The sequence below is a fragment of the Nonomuraea sp. NPDC001684 genome, from assembly GCF_053596515.1.
The window spans coordinates 1-21,097 of the sequence record NZ_JBSFGJ010000077.1; the positions used below are offsets into that span (position 1 = coordinate 1).

Sequence of the window (21,097 nt, forward strand, 5' to 3'; positions counted from 1 at the left end):
TCGAACGTGACCGCCACGCTGCGCGCCCCCCGCTCGCGGGCCAGCTCGACCGTCCGCTCGATCACCTTGCGATGCCCGCGATGGACCCCGTCGTATGCGAAGTCGAAGGAGACCATCGAGCAGGTCGCCCCCACCGCCGGCGTCATGCTCACCGGCCGCAGCGCCACCCAGGTGATCGGCAGGTACGAGGAACTGGCCAGGTCACTGGGCGCCGACCTCCAGGGCGTGCCCGAGGCCAAGGCCCGCATGGAGGCCGCGACCAGGGAACTGGCCGCCTTCAAGGACCTCAAGATCCTCATGATGTCCGGCGGCGCCGACGCCATGTGGGTCGTCAACCCGCCCGAGTACCCCGACATCGTGCATCTCACCGAGAACGGCCTGGACGTCGTCAAGCCCGCGAAGGTCGACGAAGGTGGCTTCTTCCAGACCCTGAGCTGGGAGAACGCCGACACCTACGACGCCGACGTGATCCTCTACGACACCCGCACCCAGTCGCTCAAGCCCGAGGAGATGCTGAAGAAGCCCACCTTCGCCAAGCTCCCGGCGGTCAAGGCGGGCCAGTTCTACCCGTGGCGGGCCGAGGTCCCCTTCAGCTACCAGGGCTACGCCACGTTCCTGGAGGAGCTGGTGGCGAACCTGAAGAAGGCCAGGAAGCTTCAGTAGGCCCCGCGCACCTCGACGATCTCGGCCAGCGGGAACTCCAGGTAGTCGCCCGCCTCCTCGCACCAGGCGTCGAGCGCCCCGGCGCGCAGCTCGCCATGGCTGATCGTGGCCGTCAGGCCGTCGGCCAGCGTGATGGCCGCCCGGACTCCCCGGTCGACGACGAAGCCGAGCAGCGACTGCTGGGCGGTCGGCAGCCTGGTCGCCATCCTGCCGATGACCGCCCAGGTGCGGCCGTGCTTGCCGGAGTCGTCCCGGCCGGCCGCGACCAGGCGGCGGGCGTGCTCGTGCGGGTCGGGGGCGGGCTCGGCGATCACGTACGGCGCGTGCGGCTGCGAGCCGGGCGTGAACTCCGACAGCTCGGCCACCTGCCCGCCGGGCAGCAGGATCAGCTTGCCGTTGTGCGGCTCCTCGGCCCTGGCCCGGTGGATGGTGATCTCCCCGGTGTCGGAGACGGGCACGGGGGAGTAGCCGTTCTCGCGCAGGGCGGCCAGCGTGCGCTCGGCCGGGGCCGCGCTGATCAGCACCGTGGGAGCCAGCAGCCGCAGGCCCAGCCGGGCCAGCCGCCGGTGCCCGGCGATCTCGGCGAGCAGCGCGGTGTCGCCCGCCTGCACGACGCAGCCGACCGTGGAGACCGTCACCTCGCCGTGCCGGCGCGCGGTGTCGCGCACCAGGTACTCAAGGGGCTGCGGGATCGTGCCGACCGTGGCCAGCTCGTCGAGCAGCTCGTCGGCGTCGTAGCCGTGGTCGAGCGCGCCGCGCACGCTCTCGGTGGTGAAACGCCACACCGAGGCCGCGCCGCGCGACTCGCGCTCGGCCACCCGGTCGAGCAGTGCCGCCAGCTCCGCCGACGGCGGCCCGGTCACCACCGCGGTGAGGTCGGGCCCGAACAGCGCGCTCCTGCGCACGCTGGCCAGCGCCCTGGTGGACGCCTCGGCCAGCACCGGATCGTGCTCGACCTGCGGGACGGCGTCGTCGTTCTCGTCGCCGGGGTCGGCGGTCAGCCCGGCCAGGGCGCGGCCGAGGTCGGTGAGCGCGCCGTTGGCCAGCAGGCCGAGCAGCGTGGCCTCCTCCAGCACGGCCGGCGCGCACTCGGCCAGCAGCGCCTGGTCGAGCAGCGGGGCGTGCCAGTGGACGTTGCGCACGAGGCTGTCGCGGTCGGCGAAGGCGGTGCCGGCCGGCAGATGGGCCAGCGCCGCCAGCACGGCCCTGCGCACCCTGGCCACCGCGCTGCCCGAGGGGTCGTCGCCGAGCACGGTGGCGTACTTGCCGTCGACCTTGCGCAGGGACGAGCGTTCCATCCGCCACCACGCCGACAGCAGCACCCGCAGCCGGGCCGAGCCCTCGTCGAGCCGCCAGCGGTCGAACCGCTCGGTGGGGATCATGCCGCCCGACTGCTCGTCCCAGGCCAGCAGCCTGGCCACCGCGCAGACCTCCAGCAGCAGGCGGGTCTCGTCCTCGTCGCAGCCGGTCTCCTTGGCCACCCTGCGGACCTCGCGCACGCCCACCCCGCCGGTCTTGAGCAGCGGCAGCGGGGTCTTGGAGGTGTTGTCGAGCAGGGCCGCGCAGCGCTCGACCACGTGCGGGGCGGCCAGCGTCATCAGATGGTCGACCTCCTCGGGGTCGACCGGGATCGAGGCCACCTCGGGCGCCTCGGGCTGGAACGGCGGATGGTAGGCGGGGCCGCGCAGGCACAGTGCCACCTCGCGGGGGATCTCGGCGACGTGCCAGCTCGGGCGGAACAGCAGGCCGTGGTCGGCGCACCACTTCTCCGGCGTGCCGGGGGTGACGAACCGGCCGCCGTCGACGTCGCGGGCGGGGCCGTCCCAGGCGAGGCGGCCGAGCAGCGCGAGCGTGCCGTCGGGGGCGGTGGCCGTCAGCCGGTCGAGGCGGCCGGGGTCGGACAGCAGCTCGATGACGCGGGCGATCGTGCGCCGCTTGTTGCCGTGGGCGGGCAGGCCGAGCACGCGGGCCAGGGCGCGCAGGGCGTCGTTGCTGATCGTCCAGGAGTTGAGGTAGTGCTCCAGCGGCTCGCCCAGGCCGAGCGGCGCCGCCCACCAGCGCGCCACGCCCTCGGCCAGATGGATCACGCCGTCGGCGTCGGGCCAGGCCAGCGCGTGGTCGTACAGGTGGTCGAGCCAGGGGGCCACCGTCTGGCCCGGGACGCCGAGGAAGGCGGCCAGCCCCTCGGGCGTCGGCCGGCTCATGGTCAGGCCCGCCTCGGCCAGTTGCAGGGCGGGCAGCGGCAGCCCCCGCATGGCCTCCATGACGGCGAAGCCGTTGCCCAGGCGCTGGGCCAGCGTGTCGAGCCTGCGGGGCCAGGGCGGCGCGATGGCGTCGGGCCTGTTGGCCAGGATGCGGGCAAGCCGGATTTCGTCTAGTGTGCGCAGCCAGCCGAGCAGGTGATCTTCCATCTGTCAGCACTCTCATGGGGTCGCGTGGGACTCACCGTGAGCCATGACCATCCACGGTAGTGCAGAGCACCCCTCTCTCAGGAGAGGACCGCCCAGACGATCTTGCCGTGGGGCGCGAGTGCCGACCACCCCCAGCGGAGGCTGAGTGATTCGACGATGTGGAGACCCAGGCCGCCGGTGTCAAGGGGGCCAGGGTATCGCAGCACGGGCACCGAGGTGCCGGGATCGGTGAACGCGCTGGTGACGAGCGAGCCGCGGCGCACCAGGGACATGTGGACCGGGCGCTGGCAGTGGGGCTCGTCGAGGTGCAGACCGTGGCGCAGGGCGTTGGTGGCGAGCTCGGAGACCACCAGCTCCATGTTCTCGGCCAGCTCGCCGAGCCCCCAGCCGGACAGGGTCCCCGTGGTGAAGCTGCGCGCGGAGTGGACCGAGGAGGCGGTGGGCGGGAGCACGTACGTGGCGCTCGCGGACGGGCCGGTCACCAGGAGATCGCGAGCCGCCTCCGGCCACCAGCCGACGGGCGGCCACCAGTCGAACGTGGTCCACTGGCCGGACGCCGTGGTGGATTGCACGTGATCATTCTGCGGCAATCTCTCGTGCAGGTGCAAGAGCGAATGCACGTGCAGACAACTCGTGCAACCGCTACGGTTCTCCTCAAGTGGTCAATATGGGGGAAAGGGGATCTTGTCCGCGGCCCATGATCTTTCGGCCGCCAAGTGACAGACTGTGTCTTCAAGGAAACGACACAAGGAGCAGCACGTGTCCATTGATCCGCCCGGCTCCGGCTCGACCGTTCGGCGCATCATGCTGGGTGCGAGCCTCAGGCGCCTGCGCGAGGCCTCCGGGCTCGACCGCGGCCAGGCCGGGTTCCACATCCGGGCGTCCGAATCCAAGATCAGCCGCATGGAGCTCGGGCGTGTCGGGTTCAAGACACGTGACGTGGAGGACCTGCTCACCCTGTACGGCGTCGTCGACGATGCCGAACGCCGTGCCCTGCTGGAGATGGTCCGCGAGGCCAACACCCCCGGGTGGTGGCACAAGTACTCCGCCGAGCTGCCCTCGTGGTTCACGACGTACGTGGGCCTGGAGGAGGCCGCGAGCGTGATCCGTACCTATGAGGTGCAGTTCGTGCCCGGCCTGCTGCAGACGGCCTCGTACGCGCGATCGGTCTTCCAGCTCGGCAATCCCGACGCGAGTCCGGACAAGATCGAGCGCCGCGTGCACATGCGCATGCAGCGCCAGGAGCGCTTCACCCAGAAGGACGGCCCCAAGCTGTGGGCCGTCATCGACGAGGCGGCGCTCAAGCGGACCATCGGCGGGCGAGAGGTCATGTCCGAGCAGCTCCAGCATCTGCTGGAAGTCGCCGCCCTGCCCAACATCACCCTCCAGGTGATGCCCTTCAGGTTCGGCAAGCACGCCGCCGAGGGGGGCGCGTTCAGCATCTTGCGGTTTCCCGAGTCCGATTTGTCGGACGTTGTCTACGTCGAGCAGCTCTGGGGTGCCCTGTACCTGGACAAACGTGAGGACATCGACCCGTACCTCACCGCCATGGAGCAACTGTGCGTGGAAAGCACCACGCCAGGGGGCACCGTCGAGCTCATCGGCGGTCTTCTCAGAAAGATGTAGATGAACCACACCTACAACGGCATGCCCGCGGCCGACCTCACCCAGGTCGCCTGGCGCAAGAGCCGCTACAGCAACTCGCAGGGCAACTGCGTGGAGCTCGCGGAGCTTCCCGACGGAGGGATCGCGGTCCGCAACTCGCGCTTCCCCGACGGTCCTGCTCTCATCTATACCCGCGACGAGATCCGGGCCCTGGTGCTCGGCGCGAAGGACGGCGAGTTCGACGGCCTCCTCGTGTAACGGCCTGTTCACCTCCGGCGCGCTCCCGTAACGGGGGCGCGCCGGTGGCGTAACCGGCGGGGAATTTCCGCAGGTCAGGATGGCGACATGCTCGACCGGATGAACCTGTACCCGATCGCCGACGACGTGCTGCTCGCGCCGGGCGGCAAGGTCGTGGTCCGCACGTACGGCGTGGCGCCCGCGGGCGCCGCCATCTCCTACCGCACCTGGGTGACCGGCCTGCGCGACCAGCCGCGCTACTGGCACTGGGGCCACTTCGAGGACGCCGCCTCCGGGCACCGCCGGGTGCTGGAGTGGCTGACCGGCAGGGGGCCGCGGCCTTCCCAGGCGCTGACCTGATCGCTATCCTCGTACCAAGCAAATGCTTGGTAGAGGAGGCGTGGTGCGGCGCGCGATCCACCTGCTCGAAGAGGTCGACTTCCGGCCGATGAACTCCAGACGGCCGCTGGAGTACCTGACCTGGCTGACCCGCTACAAACGCGAGGACGAGAGCCGCGCCGAGCCCGCCCTGACCACCGGCATGTCCATCAGGTCGCGCGAGATCGACCTCGTCGGCGCCTTCTACGCCGTGGGCATCACCGGCCACCCCCAGTTCAAGGCCGTCACACTGTGGGACTGCCACGGCGGGTGGGACGGCGGCTGGCGTCAGATGATGGACATCTACCAGGGCGTGGACGAGCGCCTGTTCCTGTCCGACATCGACGACCTGCGCTTCTCCGCCTTCTCCAGGCCGCTCGGCGCCGCGCCGGGCTGCCCGCCGCTCGCCGACGCCCCCGCCGCCGAGTTCTACCTCTTCGAGAGCGCCCGCGTCCGCCCCGGGGCCGCGCTGGACTACCTGGACGCCGTCCGCGCCGAGCGCGCCCCGCTGCTGGCCGAGCACGGCCACACCCTGACCGGCCTGTACGAGGTGCTGTTCTGCGACACCGAGGCCGTCACCATGTGGGCCGTCTCGCTGGACGACCACCTGGCCACCCAGCGCGCCCGCGACGCCGCGCTCGGGCTCGACGACGAGGTCCCGCCCGATTCCCGGCTGCTCGACTGGGGCAGGCGGGCCCGCGGCTACCTCGAAGGCCCCTGGCGCGAGACCCTGCTCGCGCCGTTCCCCGGCAGCCGTCTGGCGCGGGAACCGCGGCCGGGCTAGCGTCGGCTGCGGAGGCAGCCATGACGGACCCGTACCTCTACGGCGTGGGCGAGGCCGGGGGCGTGGCGTCCGTGACCGTGCCGTACGCCGAGCAGGTGGCGCTCATGGACGACCTGCTCGCCGAGCTGAGCCCGGCCCAGTGGGACGCGCCGATCGCCCGGCACGGCACGGTCCGCGACCTGGTCCGGCACCTGGCCGCCAACGACGCCACCGTGGCCTTCTTCATGGGCCTGCCCGGCGCGGGCGCGGCCCCGGAGCGCCGGCGCTGGCGGGAGCAGGCCGGGGCGCTGCTCGAACGGCTCTCCAGGGCCGGGGAGGTGCTGCTCGGGGTGGAGGTGGCGCTGGCGGGGGTGCGCCCGGCCCGCGCGCCGCTGCGCCAGGCCCTGGTCCAGCGCACGTTCGAGACCTGGACGCACGCCGACGACATCAGGGCCGCGACCGGCCGCCCGCCCGCGCCGCCGCACGCCGGGCACGTGCGCCTGGTCGCGGAGTTCGGCCTGGCGCTGCTGCCCCGGGCGCTGCGGGGGCCGTGCCGCGACGTCTCGGTCACCGTCGTGCTGACCGGGCCAGGGGGCGGCACCTGGACGGTCCCGCTCTCGCGCACCCCTGGCCGGGACGCCGGGCTGATCTCGGCCGGCGCGGTGGACTTCTGCCGGCTGGTGGCCGGCCGGTGGCCCCCGGACGCCTTCCCGCACGCGTCGGAGGGCGACCGGGACCTCGCCCGCGACCTGATCCGCGCCGCCGCCACCCTCGGCTGCGACTGACGGGTCTCCTCAAGGGGCCGCGCCCCCGGCGTTCCGGCTCAGGCGACCGGCGAGTTCCAGCTCAGCAGCACCGGTTCGGCGTGCTCGAAGCCGAGCCGGGAGTAGGTGCCGGTGTCGAGCCGCAGCAGCCGGCCGTCCGCCGGGTCGAGGCCGAGCCAGCGGGCGGCCAGCACGCGCAGGAAATGGCCGTGCGCCACCAGCACGACCCGCCCCTCGGCCCCGCGGGCCCGCTCGATCACCCGGTCGGCGCGCGCGGCCACCTCGGCGGCGCTCTCGCCGGGATGCTCCGCGTCGCCGGGGATCACGCCGTCACGCCACAGGTACCAGCCGGGCCGGGTCTTCCTGATGTCCGGCGTGGTGATGCCCTCGTAGCCGCCGTAGTCCCACTCCCACAGGTCGGGGTCGACCTCGTAGTCCGTCAAACCGGCCAGCTCCGCCGTACGGCGGGCCCGCTGCGCGGGGGAGACCAGCGCCAGCCCGAACGCGGACGCCTTGACCAGCGGCGCCAGCGCCCTGGCCTGATCCTCCCCCTCGGGCGTCAAGGGCAGGTCGGTACGGCCGGTGTGCCGGCCGGCCGTGCTCCATTCGGTCGCTCCGTGCCTCAGCAACAACATCTCATCCATGAGGTCCATCATCCGGCAGAGCCGCCAGCTCCTCGACGACAGGGGTGAAGGCGGCCAGGTCACGCTCGTGGTGCAGCACGAAGTAGGTGACGCCGTGCGCCTCGCGCCAGTGGCGCAGCTGGTCCGCGATGTCGCGGCGGGTGCCGAGCAGCACCTGCGGCGTGTCGCCGAGGCCCGAGCTGTCGGCGGCGCTCCACGACTCCTCCGGCTTGCGCTCGCCCACCTGCATCACGCTGGTGCCGATCTCCAGCAGGTGGTGGCGGGGGCTCCGCCGCAGCAGCGCCAGCTTGGCGAGGAACGCCTCCGGTCCGGCGTCGCGCGGGTCGGGGCCGGTGCCGTCCGCCTTGACGCGGGTGCCGAGGTTGACGATGTCGGCGTGCTCGGCGGCCAGGGCCAGCATGCGGGGGCCGCCGCCGCCCAGCAGGATCGGCGGGCGCGGGCGCTGCACCGGCCGGGGCTCCTGCGCCAGCCCGGCCAGGCGGTAGTGCGCGCCCTCGTACGTCAGCGGGCCGCCGTCCCACAGGCCCTTGATCACCTCCAGGGCCTCGCGCAGCCGGTCGAGGCGCACGCCGGGCGGGTCGAGCCGCAGCCCGGCCCGGTCGTAGTCGTCGGCCATCCAGCCGGTGCCCAGGCCGAGCTCCAGGCGTCCGCCGGAGAGCAGGTCCAGGGTGGCGGCCTCCTTGGCCAGCACGGCCGGGTGCCGGAAGTCGTTGGCGAACACCAGCGTGCCGACGCGCAGCCGGGTGGTGGCGCAGGCCGCCGCCGTCAGCGCCGCGACGGGCGCGAAGCGCGGTCCGACCAGATGGTCGGGCACCAGCAGCACGTCGAAGCCGGACGCCTCCAGCCGCCTGGCCCGCTCGGCCCACTCCTTGCCGGACCGCGCCCCGCGCAGCACCGCACCGAACCTGAACCGTCGCACGGCATCCTCCTCGACCCGGATCTTACCAAGCGCTTGCTTGGAGTGGCACACTGGTGGCCATGGAGATCCCGGTACGCCAGGCGACGGACGACGAGGTGGCGTTCTTCGGCGAGCACGGCTGGGTCCGCCTGGACCGGCTGGTCGCCCCGGACGCGGTCGGCGAGCTGCGCGAACGGGCCCGCGAGCGCCTGCGGTCGCGCAGCCGGGCCGGGGACACGCCGGTCGACCGGGCCTTCGGGCAGTCCCGCGACGTCGCCGCCGAGGACGAGCTGTTCGGCGCGCTGAGCACCAGCCCGGCCATGGGCCGCAACGCCGTGCGGCTGCTGGGCGGGGTGCGGGCCGTGCGCGTGCAGGTCACCAACCTGCTGGTCAAGGAGCCGGGCGAGCACGGCGCCACCGAGTTCCACCAGGACTTCCCGTGGATGCCCATGGACCGCTCGGCCATGCTGACCGTGTGGCTGGCGCTGGCCGACGTGCCCGCCGACATGGGGTCGCTGCGCTTCTACAGCGGTTCCCACCGCTGCGGCCTGCTCGGGCGCAGCTTCACCCGCGCCGGGGACGACCAGCTCAGCCAGCATCCCTGGCTCGCCGAGCTGGAGCTGTCGCCGCCGCTCGACCTGCGGGCCGGGGACGCCACCGTGCACCACGCGCTCACCGTGCACGGCGCGCCCGCCAACCGCCGCGACGCCGCCCGCCTGTCGTTCACCGTCACCTACTTCGACGCCGACGCCCTCTACACCGGGCTGCCGTACCGGCAGACCGACGGGCTCGGCCTGGAGGTCAACCGGCCCTTCGAGCACGAGAGGTTCCCGTGCCTGAGACCGTGAGGGGGCCGGTCGCCGACCTCGGGGCGACGCTGATGCACGAGCACGTGTTCGGGCTCAGCCCGGAGATCCTGTGGAACTGGCCGGACGTGCCCGAGGGCTGGGACCTGGAGCGGCGGGCGCGGGAGGCGGCGGCCAAGCTCGACGCGCTCAAGGCCGAGGGCATCGACACGATCGTCGACCTGACCGTCGTCGGGCTCGGCCGGTACGTCCCGGCGGTCCAGCGGGTGGCCGAGCTGACGTCGGTGAACATCGTGGCCGCCACCGGGCTCTACACCTACGACGCGCTGCCGCCGTACTTCGGGAACCGAGGGCCGGGGTCGCTGTTCGGCGGCCCGGACCGGCTGGCCGAGTTCTTCGTCCGCGACCTCGCCGAGGGGATCGGGCGGACCGGGGTGAAGGCGGCCATGCTGAAATGCGCCTCCGACCACCTCGGCATGACCAAGGGGTGCGAGCGGGTGTTCCGGGCCGTGGCCGAGGCCCACCTGGCCACCGGCGCGCCGATCACCACGCACTCGCACAGCGCCTCCAGGGGCGGGCTGGAGCAGCAGCGGCTGCTCGGCTCGCTCGGCGTGGACCTGGAACGGGTGGTGATCGGGCACGCGGGCGACTCGACGGACCTGGCGTACCTGGAGGAGCTGGTGGCGGGTGGCTCCTACCTGGGCATGGACCGGTTCGGCATCGAGACGATCAGCTCGTTCGAGGACCGGGTGGCGGTGGTGGCGGCGATGTGCGAGCGCGGCCACGCCGGAAAAATGGTTCTAGGCCATGATTCGTACTGTTTCAATGACCGGTTCGACCCCGACGTCGTACGGCGTCGCCATCCGAACTACCACCTCCTGCACATCTCCCGCGACGTCGTGCCCGAACTGCGCAGCCGCGGCGTCACCGGCGACCAGCTCCACCAGATGCTCGTCGACAACCCCAGGAGGATCCTGCGATGACCTCTGCGACGCCCCCCGCTTCGGCGCAGGACTTCGACGTCGCCGCCGACTGGCACGTCGCCGCGCCGTACGACTTCCTGCGCCGCCTGCGCGCCGGACGGCCGGTGTTCCGCAGCGAGCACCTGGGCGCGTACGTGCTGACCCGCCACGCCGACGTGCGCGCCGCGTACGGCGACCCGGCCCGCTTCTCCTCCGAGGGGTCGCTGACGATCTCCCGCAGCCTCACCCCGCAGACCCGCGCCAAGCTGGGCGAGCACGGCTCGTTCCTGTCCAGCTTCGTGGCCAACGTGGACCCGCCCGACCACACCCGCCTGCGCCGCTCGGTCTCCCGGGCCTTCACGCCGCGGGCCGTCGCCGCCATGGAGGAGCGCTTCCGGCGGCTGAACGAGGACGTCCTCGACCGGGTCGCGCCGAGGGGCCGGGCCGACTTCGTCGCCGAGATCGGGCACGAGCCGTCGGTCAAGCTGACCGCCCGCTTCATCGGCGTGCCCGCGGCCGACGAGGCGTTCGTGCAGGCGCACGTCAAGGACTGGTTCATGCTGTTCCTGTCGCCGCAGCCGCCGGCCCGCCAGCTTGAGCTGGCCGACAGCTTCCTGGCCTACCTCGACTACGTCGACCGCCTGGTGGCCGCCCGCGCCAAGGACCCGCGGGACGACTTCACGTCCCTGATGACCTCGCTGATCGGCGACGAGCTGAGCCGTCGTGAGGTCGTCGAGCTGATCTCCACGATCCTGCTCGGCGGCAACGACACCGTCCCCAACCAGCTCGGCAACAGCGTCCTGCGGCTGCTGCGCGAGGACGCCTGGCCGGTGCCGCCGGACCTGATCCCGGGGGCGGTCGAGGAGTGCATGCGGATCGACGGCGCCTCCCTGGGCTCCTTCCGGCACGCCGTCCAGGACGTCGTCCTGCACGGCGTGACGATCCCGGCGGGCTCGCTCGTCCTGCTGTCCACCGACTCCGCCGGGCACGACGAGACCGTCTTCCCCGACCCGGACCGGTTCGTGATCGACCGTCCCAACGCCGCCGACCACCTGGTGTTCGGGTACGGCATCCACTTCTGCGTCGGGGCCGCGCTCGGCCGCCTGCAGCTGCGCACCGCGCTCGACGTCCTCGGGCGCCGCCTGCCCGGCCTGCGGCTCGCCCCGGACGCGCCCGTCGCCTACCGCAGGTCGCTGGTGGGGCGCGGGCTGAGCGCGCTGGAGGTGGAGTGGTGACCGCGGATCCCTCGAACGGGCGGTTCGGCGGGCGGGTGGCGCTGGTGACGGGGGCGGGGTCCGGCATCGGCGCGGCGTGCGCGGCCCGGCTGGCCGCCGAGGGCGCCCGGGTGGGCGTGCTCGACCTGCGCGCCGCCCCGGCCCGGGCCACCGCCGCCGCCGTACGGGCCCGGGGCGGCGCCGCCATGGCGCTGACCTGCGACGTGTCGGACGAGAAGCAGGTGGCGGAGTCGGTGGCCGCGCTGGTGGCCGCCTTCGGCCGGGTGGACGTGTTGCACTCCAACGCCGCCTGCCTCGACCGCGACGTCTACGGCCGCGACCGCGACCTGACCGCGATGGACGCCGCCGTCTGGGACCGCACGATGGAGGTCAACCTGCGTGGCGCGATGCTGCTGGTCAAGCACGTCGTCCCGGTGATGCGCGACGGCGGCGCGATCGTCCTGACCTCCTCGGTGTCGGGCCTGACCGGAGACGTGGACCACGCCGCGTACGGCACCTCGAAGGCGGCCCTGGTGGGCTTCACCCGCTACGTCGCCACCATGTACGGCGCCCGCGGCATCCGCTGCAACGCCGTCGCCCCCGCCCTGGTCATGACCGCCGCCGCCGAGCGCGCCCTCACCCCCGGGCAGCTCGCCGACAAGGCCGCCGAACGCCTCCTGCCCTGGCCCTGCGCCCCCGAGGACGTCGCCGACCTGGTCGGCTTCCTGGCCTCGGCCGAGTCCCGCTGCATCACCGGCCAGACCATCGCCCTCGACGGCGGCACCCTCGTCCACCGCCCGGAACACGCCATCCACCGCTCCCGCGCCTGACCGCAGGGGCCGGTGGGCGGGAGCCCGGACAGGGGATCTAAGGTCTGGAGAAAAGCGGACTAAGGGGGACGGATGGAGCCGGTCGCGGTCGGGCTGATCGGGGCGGGGCCCTGGGCGGAGATGGCGCACGCGCCGATGCTGGCCAAGGGCCCCCACACCCGGCTCGCCGGCGTCTGGGCCCGCCGCCCCGAACAGGCCGCCAGGCTCGGCGCCCCGGTGTACGAGCGGGTCGAGGAGCTGTTCGACGCCTGCGAGGCCGTGGCGTTCTGCGTGCCGCCCGGCGTGCAGGCCGAGCTGGCCGTCCGCGCCGCCCACGCGGGCAAGGGGCTGCTGCTGGAGAAGCCGCTCGCCGACTCCGTCGAGGGGGCCATGCGGGTGGCCGAGGCCGTGGCGGAGACGGGCGTGCCCTCGCAGATGATGCTCACCATGCGCTACGCCACCCCGACCCGCACGTTCCTGGCCCGCTGCGCCGAGATCCAGCCGTTCGGCGGGCACGCCGCCAACATCTCCGGCGCGCTGCTCGGCGGCAACCCGTTCGCCACCCCGTGGCGGCTGGAGCGCGGCGCCCTGCTGGATGTCGGCCCGCACGTGATCGACCTGCTCGACGCCGCGCTCGGCCGGGTCGTCGGCGTGCGCGCGCACGGCAACCCGCTCGGCTGGACCGGCCTGCTGCTGGAGCACGAGGGCGGCGCGGTCAGCGAGGCGTCCCTGTGCATGGCGGCCGTCGGCGACCTGCCGCCCTCGACGTTCGAGGTGTACGGCAGGACCGGCAACGCCGTCCTGCTGCCCGGCGACGAGGACCCCTTCGAGGTCGTGGCCGAGGAGTTCGCCCAGACCGTCCGGCGCGGCGGCGGCCACCCGCTGGACGCGGCGCACGGCCTGCGCCTGCAGGAGATCATCGCCGCCGCGGAGGCGCAGCTCGCCGCCTGACCCCGGTGGCCTTCGACGCCTGCCCCCGGGGGTTCCGACGCCTGACCCCGAGACCCCTTGACGTCGAGGACGTCTGGGGCATTGATAACGTTTGTCCGACGCGCAGTGCTGCAGCGAAGTCCGGTGCGATTCCGGCGCTGTCCCGCAACTGTCATAGCCAGGTCGCCTGCCTCTGCGCCGACGTCATCAACCCTCGTGGAAAAGGGTGATCCGTCGCTCATCGCGGGTCTCTCGGTTCCGACAGTGTGAAAGGACTACTCGTGAGGCCCGTACGCACGGCCTTCGCGGGCGCGCTGCTGGGAACGCTCGTCCTGGCCGGATGCGGCCAGACCGGCGCCAATGTCGCCCCCTCCGAACCCCCCACCCCTACCAGCGCGGCGGCGAGCACCGGGGACTTCCCGGTCACCGTCGAGGCGGGCAACGGCAAGGTCACCCTCGCCAAGAAGCCCGAACGCATCGTCTCGCTCTCGGCCACCCACACCGAGACGCTGTTCGCGGTCGGCGCCGGCCCCCAGGTCGTCGCGGTGGACGACCAGTCGAACTACCCGCCGGAGGCGCCCAAGAGCGACCTGTCCGGCTTCAAGCCGAACGTCGAGGCGATCATCGCCAAGAAGCCCGACCTGGTCATCCTCTCCAACGACCAGGACAAGATCGTCGCCGAGCTGGCCAAGGTGAACGTCCCCGTCCTGCTCGAACCGGCCGCCACCGGGCTGGAGGAGGCGTACGAGGAGATCAGCGAGATCGGCGCGGCCACCGGCAACAAGGCCAAGGCCGACGAGGTCGTCTCCGGCATGAAGGCGGCCATGGCCAAGCTGGCCGCCGACGCGCCCAAGGACAAGAAGCTCACCTACTACCACGAGCTGGACCAGACGCCGTACGCCGCCACGTCCAAGACGTTCATCGGCCAGGTCTACGGCATGTTCGGGCTGACCAACATCGCCGACCAGGCCCCGGACGCGGCGGGCGGCTACCCCAAGCTGTCGGCCGAGTTCGTCGCCCAGGCCGACCCCGCGCTGATCTTCCTGGCCGACGTCAAGTGCTGCCAGCAGAGCAAGGAGACGCTGGTCAAGCGGCCCGGCTGGAAGAACCTCTCGGCCGTCAAGAACGACCAGGTGATCCAGCTCGACGACGACCTCGCCTCCCGCTGGGGCCCGCGCGTCGTGGACCTGGCCCAGGCGATCGGCGCGGCCGTGGCCAAGGCCGGCGGCGCGGGCTGAGCGTGACAGGCAAGGCGCAGCCGTCGAGGGCGCGTCCCGTCTGGGTGGCGGGCGCCCTCGCCGTGCTGGCCCTCACGATGGTCGCCGGGCTGCTCGGCGGCGCGGCGGACATCTCGCCGTGGCAGGTGGTCCTCCAGGTGGCGGACTGGTTGCCGTTCGTCTCGGCCGACTCGGGCCTCGCGCCGGTCGAGCAGGGCCTGCTGTACGAGCTGCGCCTGCCCAGGGTGCTCGTCGCCGCGGTCGTGGGCGGCCTGCTGGCCATGGCCGGCGCCGGGTACCAGGGCGTGTTCCGCAACCCGCTGGCCGACCCGTACCTGCTGGGGGCCGCCTCCGGCGCCGGGCTGGCCACGACGCTGGCCATCGTGCTGCTGCCCGGCGCGAGCGCGAGCATCCCCGTCGCCGCCTTCGCCGGGGCGGTGGGCGGGGTGTTCCTGGCGTACACGCTGGGCAACGCGGCCGGCCGCTCCGGTGGCGGCACCGGTGGCGGCACCGCGACATTGGTGCTGGCCGGGGTGGCGGTCACGTCGTTCCTGACCGCGATCCAGACGTTCGTCCAGCAGCTCAAGGTCGAGGAGCTGGAGCGCATCTACTCCTGGATCCTCGGCGACGTCGGCGGCGGATGGGACCAGCTCCTGCTGGTGCTGCCGTACGCCGCGGTCTCCTCCGTCCTGCTCCTGCTGCACGGCCGGATGCTGGACGTGCTCAGCGTCGGCGACGAGGAGGCCGGCAGCCTCGGCGTACGGGCCGGGCGGGTGCGCCTGACCGTCCTCGTGGCCGCCTCGCTGGCCACCGCGTCGGCCGTGGCGGTCAGCGGGCTCATCGGGTTCGTCGGCGTGGTCGTGCCGCACGTCGTCCGGCGGCTGGCGGGCGGCTCGTACCGGATCGTGCTGCCGCTGTCGCTGATCGGCGGCGCGGCCTTCCTCGTGGCGGCCGACCTCATCGCCCGTACCGTGATCGCGCCGGCCGAGCTGCCCATCGGGGTCGTCACGATGTTCGTCGGGGCGCCGTTCTTCGTCGGCGTCCTGCGCATGACCAGGCGGGTGGCCACGTGATCGGCGTACGGGCCCTGTCGGTGCGCCTGGGCGAGCGCGACGTGCTGACCGGCGTCGACGCGCACGTGCGGCGCGGCGAGTGGCTGGCGATCATCGGGCCCAACGGCGCGGGCAAGTCCACGCTGCTCAAGACCGTCATGGGCGCGATCGTCCCGCACCAGGGAGAGATCGTGCTCGACGAGCGCCCGCTCGCCGCGCTCAAGCCCCGCGAGCGCGCCAGGCTGCTGGCCTACGCCCCGCAGACGCCCGCCCTGCCGCCCGACATGACGGTCTTCGACTACGCCCTGCTGGGGCGCACGCCGTACATCCCCTACCTGGGACGGGAGAGCCGGCACGACCGCGAGGTGACCGGGTCCGTGCTGGACCGGCTGGACCTGACCTCCTTCGCCGGACGCCGCGTCGGCGAGCTGTCCGGCGGCGAGCGCCAGCGCGTAGTGCTGGCCAGGGCGCTGGCCCAGCAGGCCCCCGTGCTGCTGCTCGACGAGCCCACCACCGCGCTCGACCTCGGCCACCAGCAGCAGGTGCTGGAACTGGTCGACCGCCTGCGCCGCGCCGACGGCCTGACCGTCGTCACCACCCTGCACGACCTGACCGTCGCCGGCCTGTACGCCGACTCCCTGATGCTGCTGGCCGACGGCCACGCCGCCGCCACGGGCCGCCCCGAACAGGTGCTCACCGAGGCGCTGATCGGACGGCACTTCGACGCCCGTGTCAAGATCGAGCCGGGCCCCGACGGGCGGCCCGTGGTGCACCTGGTGCGAGGTGGGACGTGAAGCTGACCTATCGCGTGGAGGAGGGGGCCCGGCTGGGGTCCCTGCTGTGGGAGTTCGGGCCCGGCTTCCGGATGATCTCCTCGGCCATGCTCGGCGGCGGCATCGGCCCCCGCGAATGGGTGCTGAACGCCCAGGTCGTGGCCGGTTACGCGCGCATGGACCCGGTGGACCACCTGGTCGAGCTGGGCCCGTCCGGCCCCGGCGTCGGCATGCTGACCGCCGCCTCCGTCGACCGGTACGTGCGGGCCGCCGACGGGGGAGCCGAGGCTGTGGCCACCGTCGGGCTGCGCGTCCCCACCTGGGCCGCCGCCCCCGAGGGCGCCGCCGACCCCGAACTCGCCCCCATGCGGGCGGGCACCGTCAACATCGTCACCGTCCTGCCCGTCGCCATGACCGACGCCGCCCTGGTGAACCTGGTCATGACGGTCACCGAGGCCAAGACCCAGGCGCTGATCGAGGCCGGCTACCCCTGCACGGGCACCGCCTCGGACGCCGTCTGCGTGGTGGTGCCGCAGGACGGCCCCGAGCAGCTCTTCGGCGGCCCCCGCTCGGAGTGGGGCGCCCGCGCGGCCCGCGCCGTCCACACCGCCGTCCGCCGCGGCGCCGAGGCGTGGCGCCCCGGTGACTACAGGTGACGATTTTGGGGGAAGTAGCATGTGGACAAGGGCGTGACTCCCGATACTGAGTGGGTGACCGCATTGGCGATCGAACCGACGACGAGGCGCACCGTTCTTCCCGGCGCGCCGCCGTTCACAGTCGACGACCTGCTCAGGTTCCCCGACGACGGGAACCGCTACGAGCTCTTCAACGGGAGTCTGGTAGTGAGTCCTGCCCCCACCCCCCCGCACCAGGATGCGATCTTCCTGCTTCAGACGATCCTGCACCGCGCCCTGCCGGCGCAGCTGAAGGTGTACTCGACCGTCAACGTCCGAGCCTCGGAGAGAGACCTCTTCATCCCGGATCTGGCCGTCGTCACCAGAGACAAGGCCAGAAACGTCAAGCTCGTCTTCGAGGCCGCCGACGTCCTGCTGGCCGTGGAGGTGGTCAGTCCGAGCACCAAGACGCATGACCGGGGCAACAAGGCGGCCGCCTACGCCGCTGCGGGAATCCCCGCATACTGGCGCATCGAACTCGATGAGGGGCCTTCTCTCTACGTGTATGAGCTCGACGGCGGCTCCTATCGTGAACCCGTCGCCCACAAGGCCGGCACGATGGTGAGTCTGTCGTCACCCTGCCCGGTCAGCTTCGATCCCGAGGAACTGGTCGACTACTGAAGCCGTAGTCGGTCGCGGCGCCTTCGGGGGTGATGTGGCCGGACTCCAGGTCGGCCAGGATCGCCGCCGGGTCCCTTTCCGACGGGGGGCCGAGGCCGCCGCCGCCCGTGGTCTCCACGACGAACGCCTCGCCCGCCGTGAACCGCACGTTGTTGACCTTCGAGGCCAGGCGTTCCACCCGCCCGTCCAGGTGGCGCTTGTGGAAGCCGCCCACCCTGCCGGGCAGGCCGCCGTCCCGGCCCGGGGGCGGGAGGCGCAGGCGGTCGCCGCGGGTGGTGACGTGGCAGTCGGCCAGGAAGCGGTAGACGGTACGCGAGCCGAGCCCGCCCCGGAAGCGGCCGGGGCCGCCGGAGTCGGCGATCGTCCCGACCGACTCCACGATCAGCGGGCAGCGGCTCTCCACCGGCTCGGCCTGCGGCACCGAGTTGCGGCCGATGCCGAAGTGCACGCCCGTCGCGTCCGGCCCGTCCAGCCCCTGCCGGGCGCCCACCCCGCCGAAGTCGTAGGACAGGTGGATCCAGTACGGCGCCCCCACCGCCGCGATCGAGAACGGCTGGAGGATCCCGCTGGCCGCGATCGCGCGGTCCGGCATCGCGTCCGACATCGCCTGGAACACCGCTTCCATGGCGGCGTAGATGGGGACGTACCGGCCGCCGCACGGATACGGTGAACGGGCGTTCAGCAGGGAGCCCTCCGGCAGGACGACCTCGATCGCGCGCAGGCAGCCGTCGTTCATCGGGATCGTCGGGTCCAGGAAGCAGCGCACCGCGAAGACGGCCGCCGCCAGCGACTGCGACGCCGAGGCGTTGATCGCGGCGGGCACCTGCGGCCCGGTGCCGGTGAAGTCGAGGACGGCCGCGTCCCCGCCGAGCGTGACGGCGACCCGTACGTGGTGCGTCACCCCCGGCCGCACCCCGTCGTCGTCGATCGGGTACGACGCCTCGAACCGTCCCCGGGGCAGCTCCGCCAGCGCCGCGCGGGTCCTGGTCTCGGTGTGGTCCAGGTAGTCCTCGACGCCCGCGGCCAGGCCCGCCACGCCGTACTCGGCCATCAGGGCCTCCACGCGGGCGGCGGCCACCGCCGTCCCGGCCACCAGCGCCCGCACGTCGCCCATGACCTTGTCGGGCGTGCGGCTGTTGGCCCGCAGGACGGCTTCCACGGCCGGTTCGAGGCCGTCCCGGGTGGCCAGGCGGACCGGCGGGAGCTGGAGCCCTTCGAGGAAGATGTCGGTGGCCAGCGGCGCCATGCCGCCGGCCGACAGCCCGCCCAGGTCGGAGACGTGGATCATGGTGGCGGTGAAGTACGCCGGGACCCCGCCGGCGAACACCGGCCGGTAGACCAGCAGGTCGTTGGTGTGCACGCCGCCCCGGTAGGCATCGTTGAGCGCGTACGCCTCGCCGGGCCGCATGGTGTGCGGCGGGACGTCCTTCAGCAGCTCGGGCAGCGCGACCTTCAGGGCCATGCTGTTCATCAGCGTGGTCGCCATGGACTGCGCGACCAGGCGGCCCCCGGCGTCCAGGATCGCCGCCGAGGCGTCGGAGCCCTCCACGATGAACGTCGAGTACGCCGACCGCACCACCACGATGCTGGCCTCCTCGGCGGCCACGACCAGCGCGTTCCTCAGCACCTCGGCGGTCAGCGCGTCGTTCACGCGGCGCCCTCCAGGGTCAGGCGCACCGCGCCCGACGGGCCGGCCGCCGCCCGCCAGCCGGGCGGGACGACGATCGTGGACTCGGCGTCCTCGACGATCGCCGGGCCACGCACCCGGTCCAGCGTCCGCCGGGTGTGCACGGGGACGTCGAGCCACCCGCCGGCCTCGGGGAAGTACGCCCTCCTGCGGCTCTCCGCGTCCCCACCAGACCCGGGTGCGGCGGGCGTGGCAGGCGCGGCGGGCGTGGCGGCGTCGGTGACGCGGACGCGGTAGCTGACCAGCTCGATCTCCCCCTGCTGGACAATCCCATACACCTGCGCATATTTCGCGAAGAACCGCGACGCCAGCTCCTCCCGCGACTCCGCCCAGTCCACGGTCAGGTCGTGCGACTGGCCCTTGAACCGCACGTCCACCGACCGGGCCACCCGCACCCGGGCGACGCCCAGGTCGGCGGCGGCGTCGGCGGCCAGCGCGGCGAAGACCTCCTCCGGGTCGCCCGCGTCCAGCCGCGACAACACCCGGTCCGTCGAGAGCGCCCCCGCCAGCAGCCCGGCCGCCGAGGCCACCCCGCAGTACGCGGGCACCACCACCGTCGCGATCCCGAACCGCCGCGCCACCCCGGCCGCGTGCATCGGCCCCGCGCCGCCGAACGCCACCAGCGCGAACCCCCGCGGGTCGATCCCGCGCTGGACCGTCACCACGTGCACGGCCGCGGCCATCGAGGCGTTGACGATCTCGTGCACGGCGTGCGCCGCCTCCTCCCGCGACACCCCGAGCGGCCCGGCCAGCCGGTCCACGGCCTTGGCCGCGAGCGGCGCCGACAGCGGCATCGAGGCCGAGGAGAGATAGCCGAGCACGAGGTCGGCGTCGGTGACCGTCGGCTCGCCGCCGCCGAGCCCGTAGCAGGCGGGACCGGGGGAGGAGCCCGCCGACCGGGGCCCGACACGCAGCGCGCCCGCCGGGTCCAGCCACGCGATGCTGCCCCCGCCCGCGCCGACCTCGGCCAGGTCGATGGCCGGCGTCTTGATCGGCACGCCGGTGCCCGCCCGCCGGCCGCCGAAGCTGCCCTTGCCGCCCACGTGGAACTCGTGGGTGATCTCCGGACGTCCCCCGCGCACCACGCACGCCTTGGCCGTCGTGCCGCCCATGTCGAACGAGATCACGTCCGGCAGCCCGGTCGCGGCCGCCGCCAGCACCCCGGCGGCCGGGCCCGACTCGATGGTGGACACCGCGCGCCGGGCCGCCAGCTCGGCCGAGACGACCCCGCCGCCGGACTCCATGACGTGCACGGGCGCGTCGATGCCGATCGCGGCCAGGCGCTCGCGCAGGCGCGACAGGTAGGAGGTCATCAGCGGGCCGATGTAGGCGGACATGATGGTGGTGGTGGCGCGCTCGTACTCGCGGATCTCGGGCCAGATCTCGCAGGAGGCCACCACGTGCGGCACGTGCTCGCGCAGGATCGCCGCCGTCCGCCGTTCGTGGGCGGGCTCGGCGTAGGAGTGCAGCAGGCAGACGGCCGCCGAGGTGATGCCGCGCCGGGCGATCTCCGCGGCGGCCCGCCGTACCGAGCCGGGGTCCAGGGGGGTGAGCACGGCGCCGCGGGCCGAGACGCGCTCGTCCACCTCGAAGCAGTCGCCGGGCGCGACCGGGGGAGGGGGCGGCGTGAAGCGCAGGTCGTACCGGTCCTCCTCCACGCGGGCGTGACGGCCGAGCGGGACGGCGGCGCGGAAGCCCCGGGTGGTCACGAACGCCACCCGCGCGCCGGTGCGTTCGAGCACCGCGTTGGTCGCCAGCGTGGTGGCGTGCACGACCCGGGTGACCCGGGCGGGGTCCACGGATCCGAGCGCGCGAGTAACGCCGGTGAGTATGCCCGCGATGGGGTCGTCGTGGGTGCTCAGACACTTGGCCACGGCGGTGACCCCGCCGGGGCCGCTCAGGACCACGTCGGTGAAGGTGCCGCCGACGTCGACGCCGATCGCGAACCCCATCCCGGTACGGTAGATCCCCGAGCAAGCGCTTGTCTAT

The 21,097-nt window shown here is 73.2% G+C and carries 22 protein-coding genes and 1 pseudogene; 16 read left to right on the top strand and 7 right to left on the bottom strand.

Features of this window, described 5'->3' with window-relative positions:
• Positions 1-116: pseudogene (locus tag ACWCSD_RS17025) on the bottom strand (hypothetical protein); the annotation flags it as partial.
• Here ACWCSD_RS17025 and ACWCSD_RS17030 point away from each other — a divergent pair.
• Complete coding sequence (locus ACWCSD_RS17030; RefSeq protein WP_449915901.1) at positions 67-663, top strand: ABC transporter substrate-binding protein; 597 nt, start codon at positions 67-69, stop codon at positions 661-663. The pseudogene ACWCSD_RS17025 and the gene ACWCSD_RS17030 sit on opposite strands and share 50 nt — an antisense overlap.
• Here the strand turns inward: ACWCSD_RS17030 and ACWCSD_RS17035 are convergent.
• Positions 657-3,074: a helicase-associated domain-containing protein gene (locus ACWCSD_RS17035; protein WP_449915903.1), complete on the bottom strand. Its 2,418-nt coding sequence runs from the start codon at positions 3,072-3,074 to the stop codon at positions 657-659. The two genes, ACWCSD_RS17030 and ACWCSD_RS17035, sit on opposite strands and share 7 nt — an antisense overlap.
• A gap of 77 nt (positions 3,075-3,151) precedes the next feature.
• Positions 3,152-3,646, bottom strand: coding sequence for an ATP-binding protein (locus ACWCSD_RS17040; RefSeq protein WP_449915904.1), 495 nt, complete (start codon positions 3,644-3,646; stop codon positions 3,152-3,154).
• Positions 3,647-3,878: 232 nt separating this feature from the next.
• On the opposite strand from ACWCSD_RS17040, the gene ACWCSD_RS17045 reads away from it, so the two are divergent.
• The 5 genes from ACWCSD_RS17045 (at position 3,879) to ACWCSD_RS17065 (ending at position 6,842) form a co-directional block, all read left to right on the top strand.
• Entirely contained in the window at positions 3,879-4,700 is an 822-nt protein-coding gene (locus ACWCSD_RS17045) for a helix-turn-helix domain-containing protein (RefSeq protein ID WP_352323686.1), read from the top strand.
• On the top strand, positions 4,701-4,937 hold the full coding sequence (locus ACWCSD_RS17050; protein WP_352323675.1) for a DUF397 domain-containing protein: 237 nt from the start codon (positions 4,701-4,703) through the stop codon (positions 4,935-4,937). It begins immediately after the preceding gene.
• 87 nt (positions 4,938-5,024) lie between these two features.
• On the top strand, positions 5,025-5,276 hold the full coding sequence (locus tag ACWCSD_RS17055; RefSeq protein WP_358302432.1) for a hypothetical protein: 252 nt from the start codon (positions 5,025-5,027) through the stop codon (positions 5,274-5,276).
• Positions 5,277-5,319: 43 nt separating this feature from the next.
• Positions 5,320-6,078, top strand: a complete 759-nt coding sequence (locus tag ACWCSD_RS17060) for a hypothetical protein (protein ID WP_449915907.1) — start codon at positions 5,320-5,322, stop codon at positions 6,076-6,078.
• Between the two features lie 20 nt (positions 6,079-6,098).
• Positions 6,099-6,842, top strand: a complete 744-nt coding sequence (locus tag ACWCSD_RS17065; protein ID WP_449915909.1) for a maleylpyruvate isomerase family mycothiol-dependent enzyme — start codon at positions 6,099-6,101, stop codon at positions 6,840-6,842.
• Between the two features lie 38 nt (positions 6,843-6,880).
• Here ACWCSD_RS17065 and ACWCSD_RS17070 read toward each other — a convergent pair whose 3' ends face one another.
• Positions 6,881-7,465 (bottom strand): histidine phosphatase family protein, encoded by a 585-nt coding sequence (locus ACWCSD_RS17070; RefSeq protein ID WP_352323671.1) that lies wholly within the window; start codon positions 7,463-7,465, stop codon positions 6,881-6,883.
• The gene (locus ACWCSD_RS17075; protein ID WP_449915913.1) at positions 7,458-8,384 is read right to left on the bottom strand and encodes a TIGR03621 family F420-dependent LLM class oxidoreductase; all 927 of its coding nucleotides are present in this window, start codon (positions 8,382-8,384) and stop codon (positions 7,458-7,460) included. Before ACWCSD_RS17075 ends, ACWCSD_RS17070 begins: the two co-directional genes overlap by 8 nt.
• 59 nt (positions 8,385-8,443) lie before the next feature.
• On the opposite strand from ACWCSD_RS17075, the gene ACWCSD_RS17080 reads away from it, so the two are divergent.
• From ACWCSD_RS17080 to ACWCSD_RS17125, 10 genes are all read left to right on the top strand, one after another.
• A complete protein-coding gene (locus ACWCSD_RS17080) occupies positions 8,444-9,211 on the top strand; it encodes a phytanoyl-CoA dioxygenase family protein (RefSeq protein ID WP_397162314.1) in 768 nt (255 codons plus the stop codon).
• Positions 9,196-10,152: a phosphotriesterase family protein gene (locus tag ACWCSD_RS17085; protein WP_358302417.1), complete on the top strand. Its 957-nt coding sequence runs from the start codon at positions 9,196-9,198 to the stop codon at positions 10,150-10,152. The genes ACWCSD_RS17080 and ACWCSD_RS17085 overlap by 16 nt, the downstream gene beginning before the upstream one ends.
• A complete protein-coding gene (locus ACWCSD_RS17090) occupies positions 10,149-11,366 on the top strand; it encodes a cytochrome P450 (protein ID WP_397162313.1) in 1,218 nt (405 codons plus the stop codon). The genes ACWCSD_RS17085 and ACWCSD_RS17090 overlap by 4 nt, the downstream gene beginning before the upstream one ends.
• The gene (locus ACWCSD_RS17095) at positions 11,363-12,175 is read left to right on the top strand and encodes an SDR family NAD(P)-dependent oxidoreductase (RefSeq protein WP_358302412.1); all 813 of its coding nucleotides are present in this window, start codon (positions 11,363-11,365) and stop codon (positions 12,173-12,175) included. The genes ACWCSD_RS17090 and ACWCSD_RS17095 overlap by 4 nt, the downstream gene beginning before the upstream one ends.
• Positions 12,176-12,247: 72 nt before the next feature.
• On the top strand, positions 12,248-13,105 hold the full coding sequence (locus ACWCSD_RS17100; protein ID WP_449915917.1) for a Gfo/Idh/MocA family protein: 858 nt from the start codon (positions 12,248-12,250) through the stop codon (positions 13,103-13,105).
• A gap of 260 nt (positions 13,106-13,365) precedes the next feature.
• The gene (locus ACWCSD_RS17105; RefSeq protein ID WP_449915920.1) at positions 13,366-14,322 is read left to right on the top strand and encodes an ABC transporter substrate-binding protein; all 957 of its coding nucleotides are present in this window, start codon (positions 13,366-13,368) and stop codon (positions 14,320-14,322) included.
• 2 nt (positions 14,323-14,324) lie between these two features.
• A complete protein-coding gene (locus tag ACWCSD_RS17110) occupies positions 14,325-15,374 on the top strand; it encodes a FecCD family ABC transporter permease (RefSeq protein ID WP_397162310.1) in 1,050 nt (349 codons plus the stop codon).
• Positions 15,371-16,147 (top strand): ABC transporter ATP-binding protein, encoded by a 777-nt coding sequence (locus tag ACWCSD_RS17115; RefSeq protein ID WP_387665940.1) that lies wholly within the window; start codon positions 15,371-15,373, stop codon positions 16,145-16,147. The genes ACWCSD_RS17110 and ACWCSD_RS17115 overlap by 4 nt, the downstream gene beginning before the upstream one ends.
• The gene (locus tag ACWCSD_RS17120) at positions 16,144-16,782 is read left to right on the top strand and encodes an adenosylcobinamide amidohydrolase (protein WP_397162309.1); all 639 of its coding nucleotides are present in this window, start codon (positions 16,144-16,146) and stop codon (positions 16,780-16,782) included. The genes ACWCSD_RS17115 and ACWCSD_RS17120 overlap by 4 nt, the downstream gene beginning before the upstream one ends.
• A gap of 21 nt (positions 16,783-16,803) precedes the next feature.
• Positions 16,804-17,421 carry a Uma2 family endonuclease gene (locus ACWCSD_RS17125; protein ID WP_397162308.1) on the top strand — a complete coding sequence of 206 codons (618 nt, stop codon included), beginning with the start codon at positions 16,804-16,806 and terminating at the stop codon, positions 17,419-17,421.
• On the opposite strand, the gene ACWCSD_RS17130 is transcribed toward ACWCSD_RS17125, so the two are convergent.
• Together ACWCSD_RS17130 and ACWCSD_RS17135 are read right to left on the bottom strand one after the other, a co-directional pair.
• Positions 17,387-19,072 (bottom strand): hydantoinase B/oxoprolinase family protein, encoded by a 1,686-nt coding sequence (locus ACWCSD_RS17130; protein WP_449915926.1) that lies wholly within the window; start codon positions 19,070-19,072, stop codon positions 17,387-17,389. The genes ACWCSD_RS17125 and ACWCSD_RS17130 overlap by 35 nt on opposite strands.
• Entirely contained in the window at positions 19,069-21,060 is a 1,992-nt protein-coding gene (locus ACWCSD_RS17135; protein ID WP_449915928.1) for a hydantoinase/oxoprolinase family protein, read from the bottom strand. The genes ACWCSD_RS17130 and ACWCSD_RS17135 overlap by 4 nt, the downstream gene beginning before the upstream one ends.
• Positions 21,061-21,097 lie beyond the last annotated feature (37 nt).

What these genes read in the sequence shown, in the direction of transcription:
- ACWCSD_RS17100 (WP_449915917.1), top strand. Translation starts at nt 12,248, where the DNA reads ATGGAGCCGGTCGCGGTCGGGCTGATCGGGGCGGGGCCCTGGGCGGAG.
- ACWCSD_RS17065 (WP_449915909.1), top strand. Translation starts at nt 6,099, where the DNA reads ATGACGGACCCGTACCTCTACGGCGTGGGCGAGGCCGGGGGCGTGGCG.
- ACWCSD_RS17045 (WP_352323686.1), top strand. Translation starts at nt 3,879, where the DNA reads ATGCTGGGTGCGAGCCTCAGGCGCCTGCGCGAGGCCTCCGGGCTCGAC.
- ACWCSD_RS17080 (WP_397162314.1), top strand. Translation starts at nt 8,444, where the DNA reads ATGGAGATCCCGGTACGCCAGGCGACGGACGACGAGGTGGCGTTCTTC.
- ACWCSD_RS17035 (WP_449915903.1), bottom strand. Translation starts at nt 3,074, where the DNA reads ATGGAAGATCACCTGCTCGGCTGGCTGCGCACACTAGACGAAATCCGG.
- ACWCSD_RS17050 (WP_352323675.1), top strand. Translation starts at nt 4,701, where the DNA reads ATGAACCACACCTACAACGGCATGCCCGCGGCCGACCTCACCCAGGTC.
- ACWCSD_RS17070 (WP_352323671.1), bottom strand. Translation starts at nt 7,465, where the DNA reads ATGGATGAGATGTTGTTGCTGAGGCACGGAGCGACCGAATGGAGCACG.
- ACWCSD_RS17055 (WP_358302432.1), top strand. Translation starts at nt 5,025, where the DNA reads ATGCTCGACCGGATGAACCTGTACCCGATCGCCGACGACGTGCTGCTC.
- ACWCSD_RS17090 (WP_397162313.1), top strand. Translation starts at nt 10,149, where the DNA reads ATGACCTCTGCGACGCCCCCCGCTTCGGCGCAGGACTTCGACGTCGCC.
- ACWCSD_RS17135 (WP_449915928.1), bottom strand. Translation starts at nt 21,060, where the DNA reads ATGGGGTTCGCGATCGGCGTCGACGTCGGCGGCACCTTCACCGACGTG.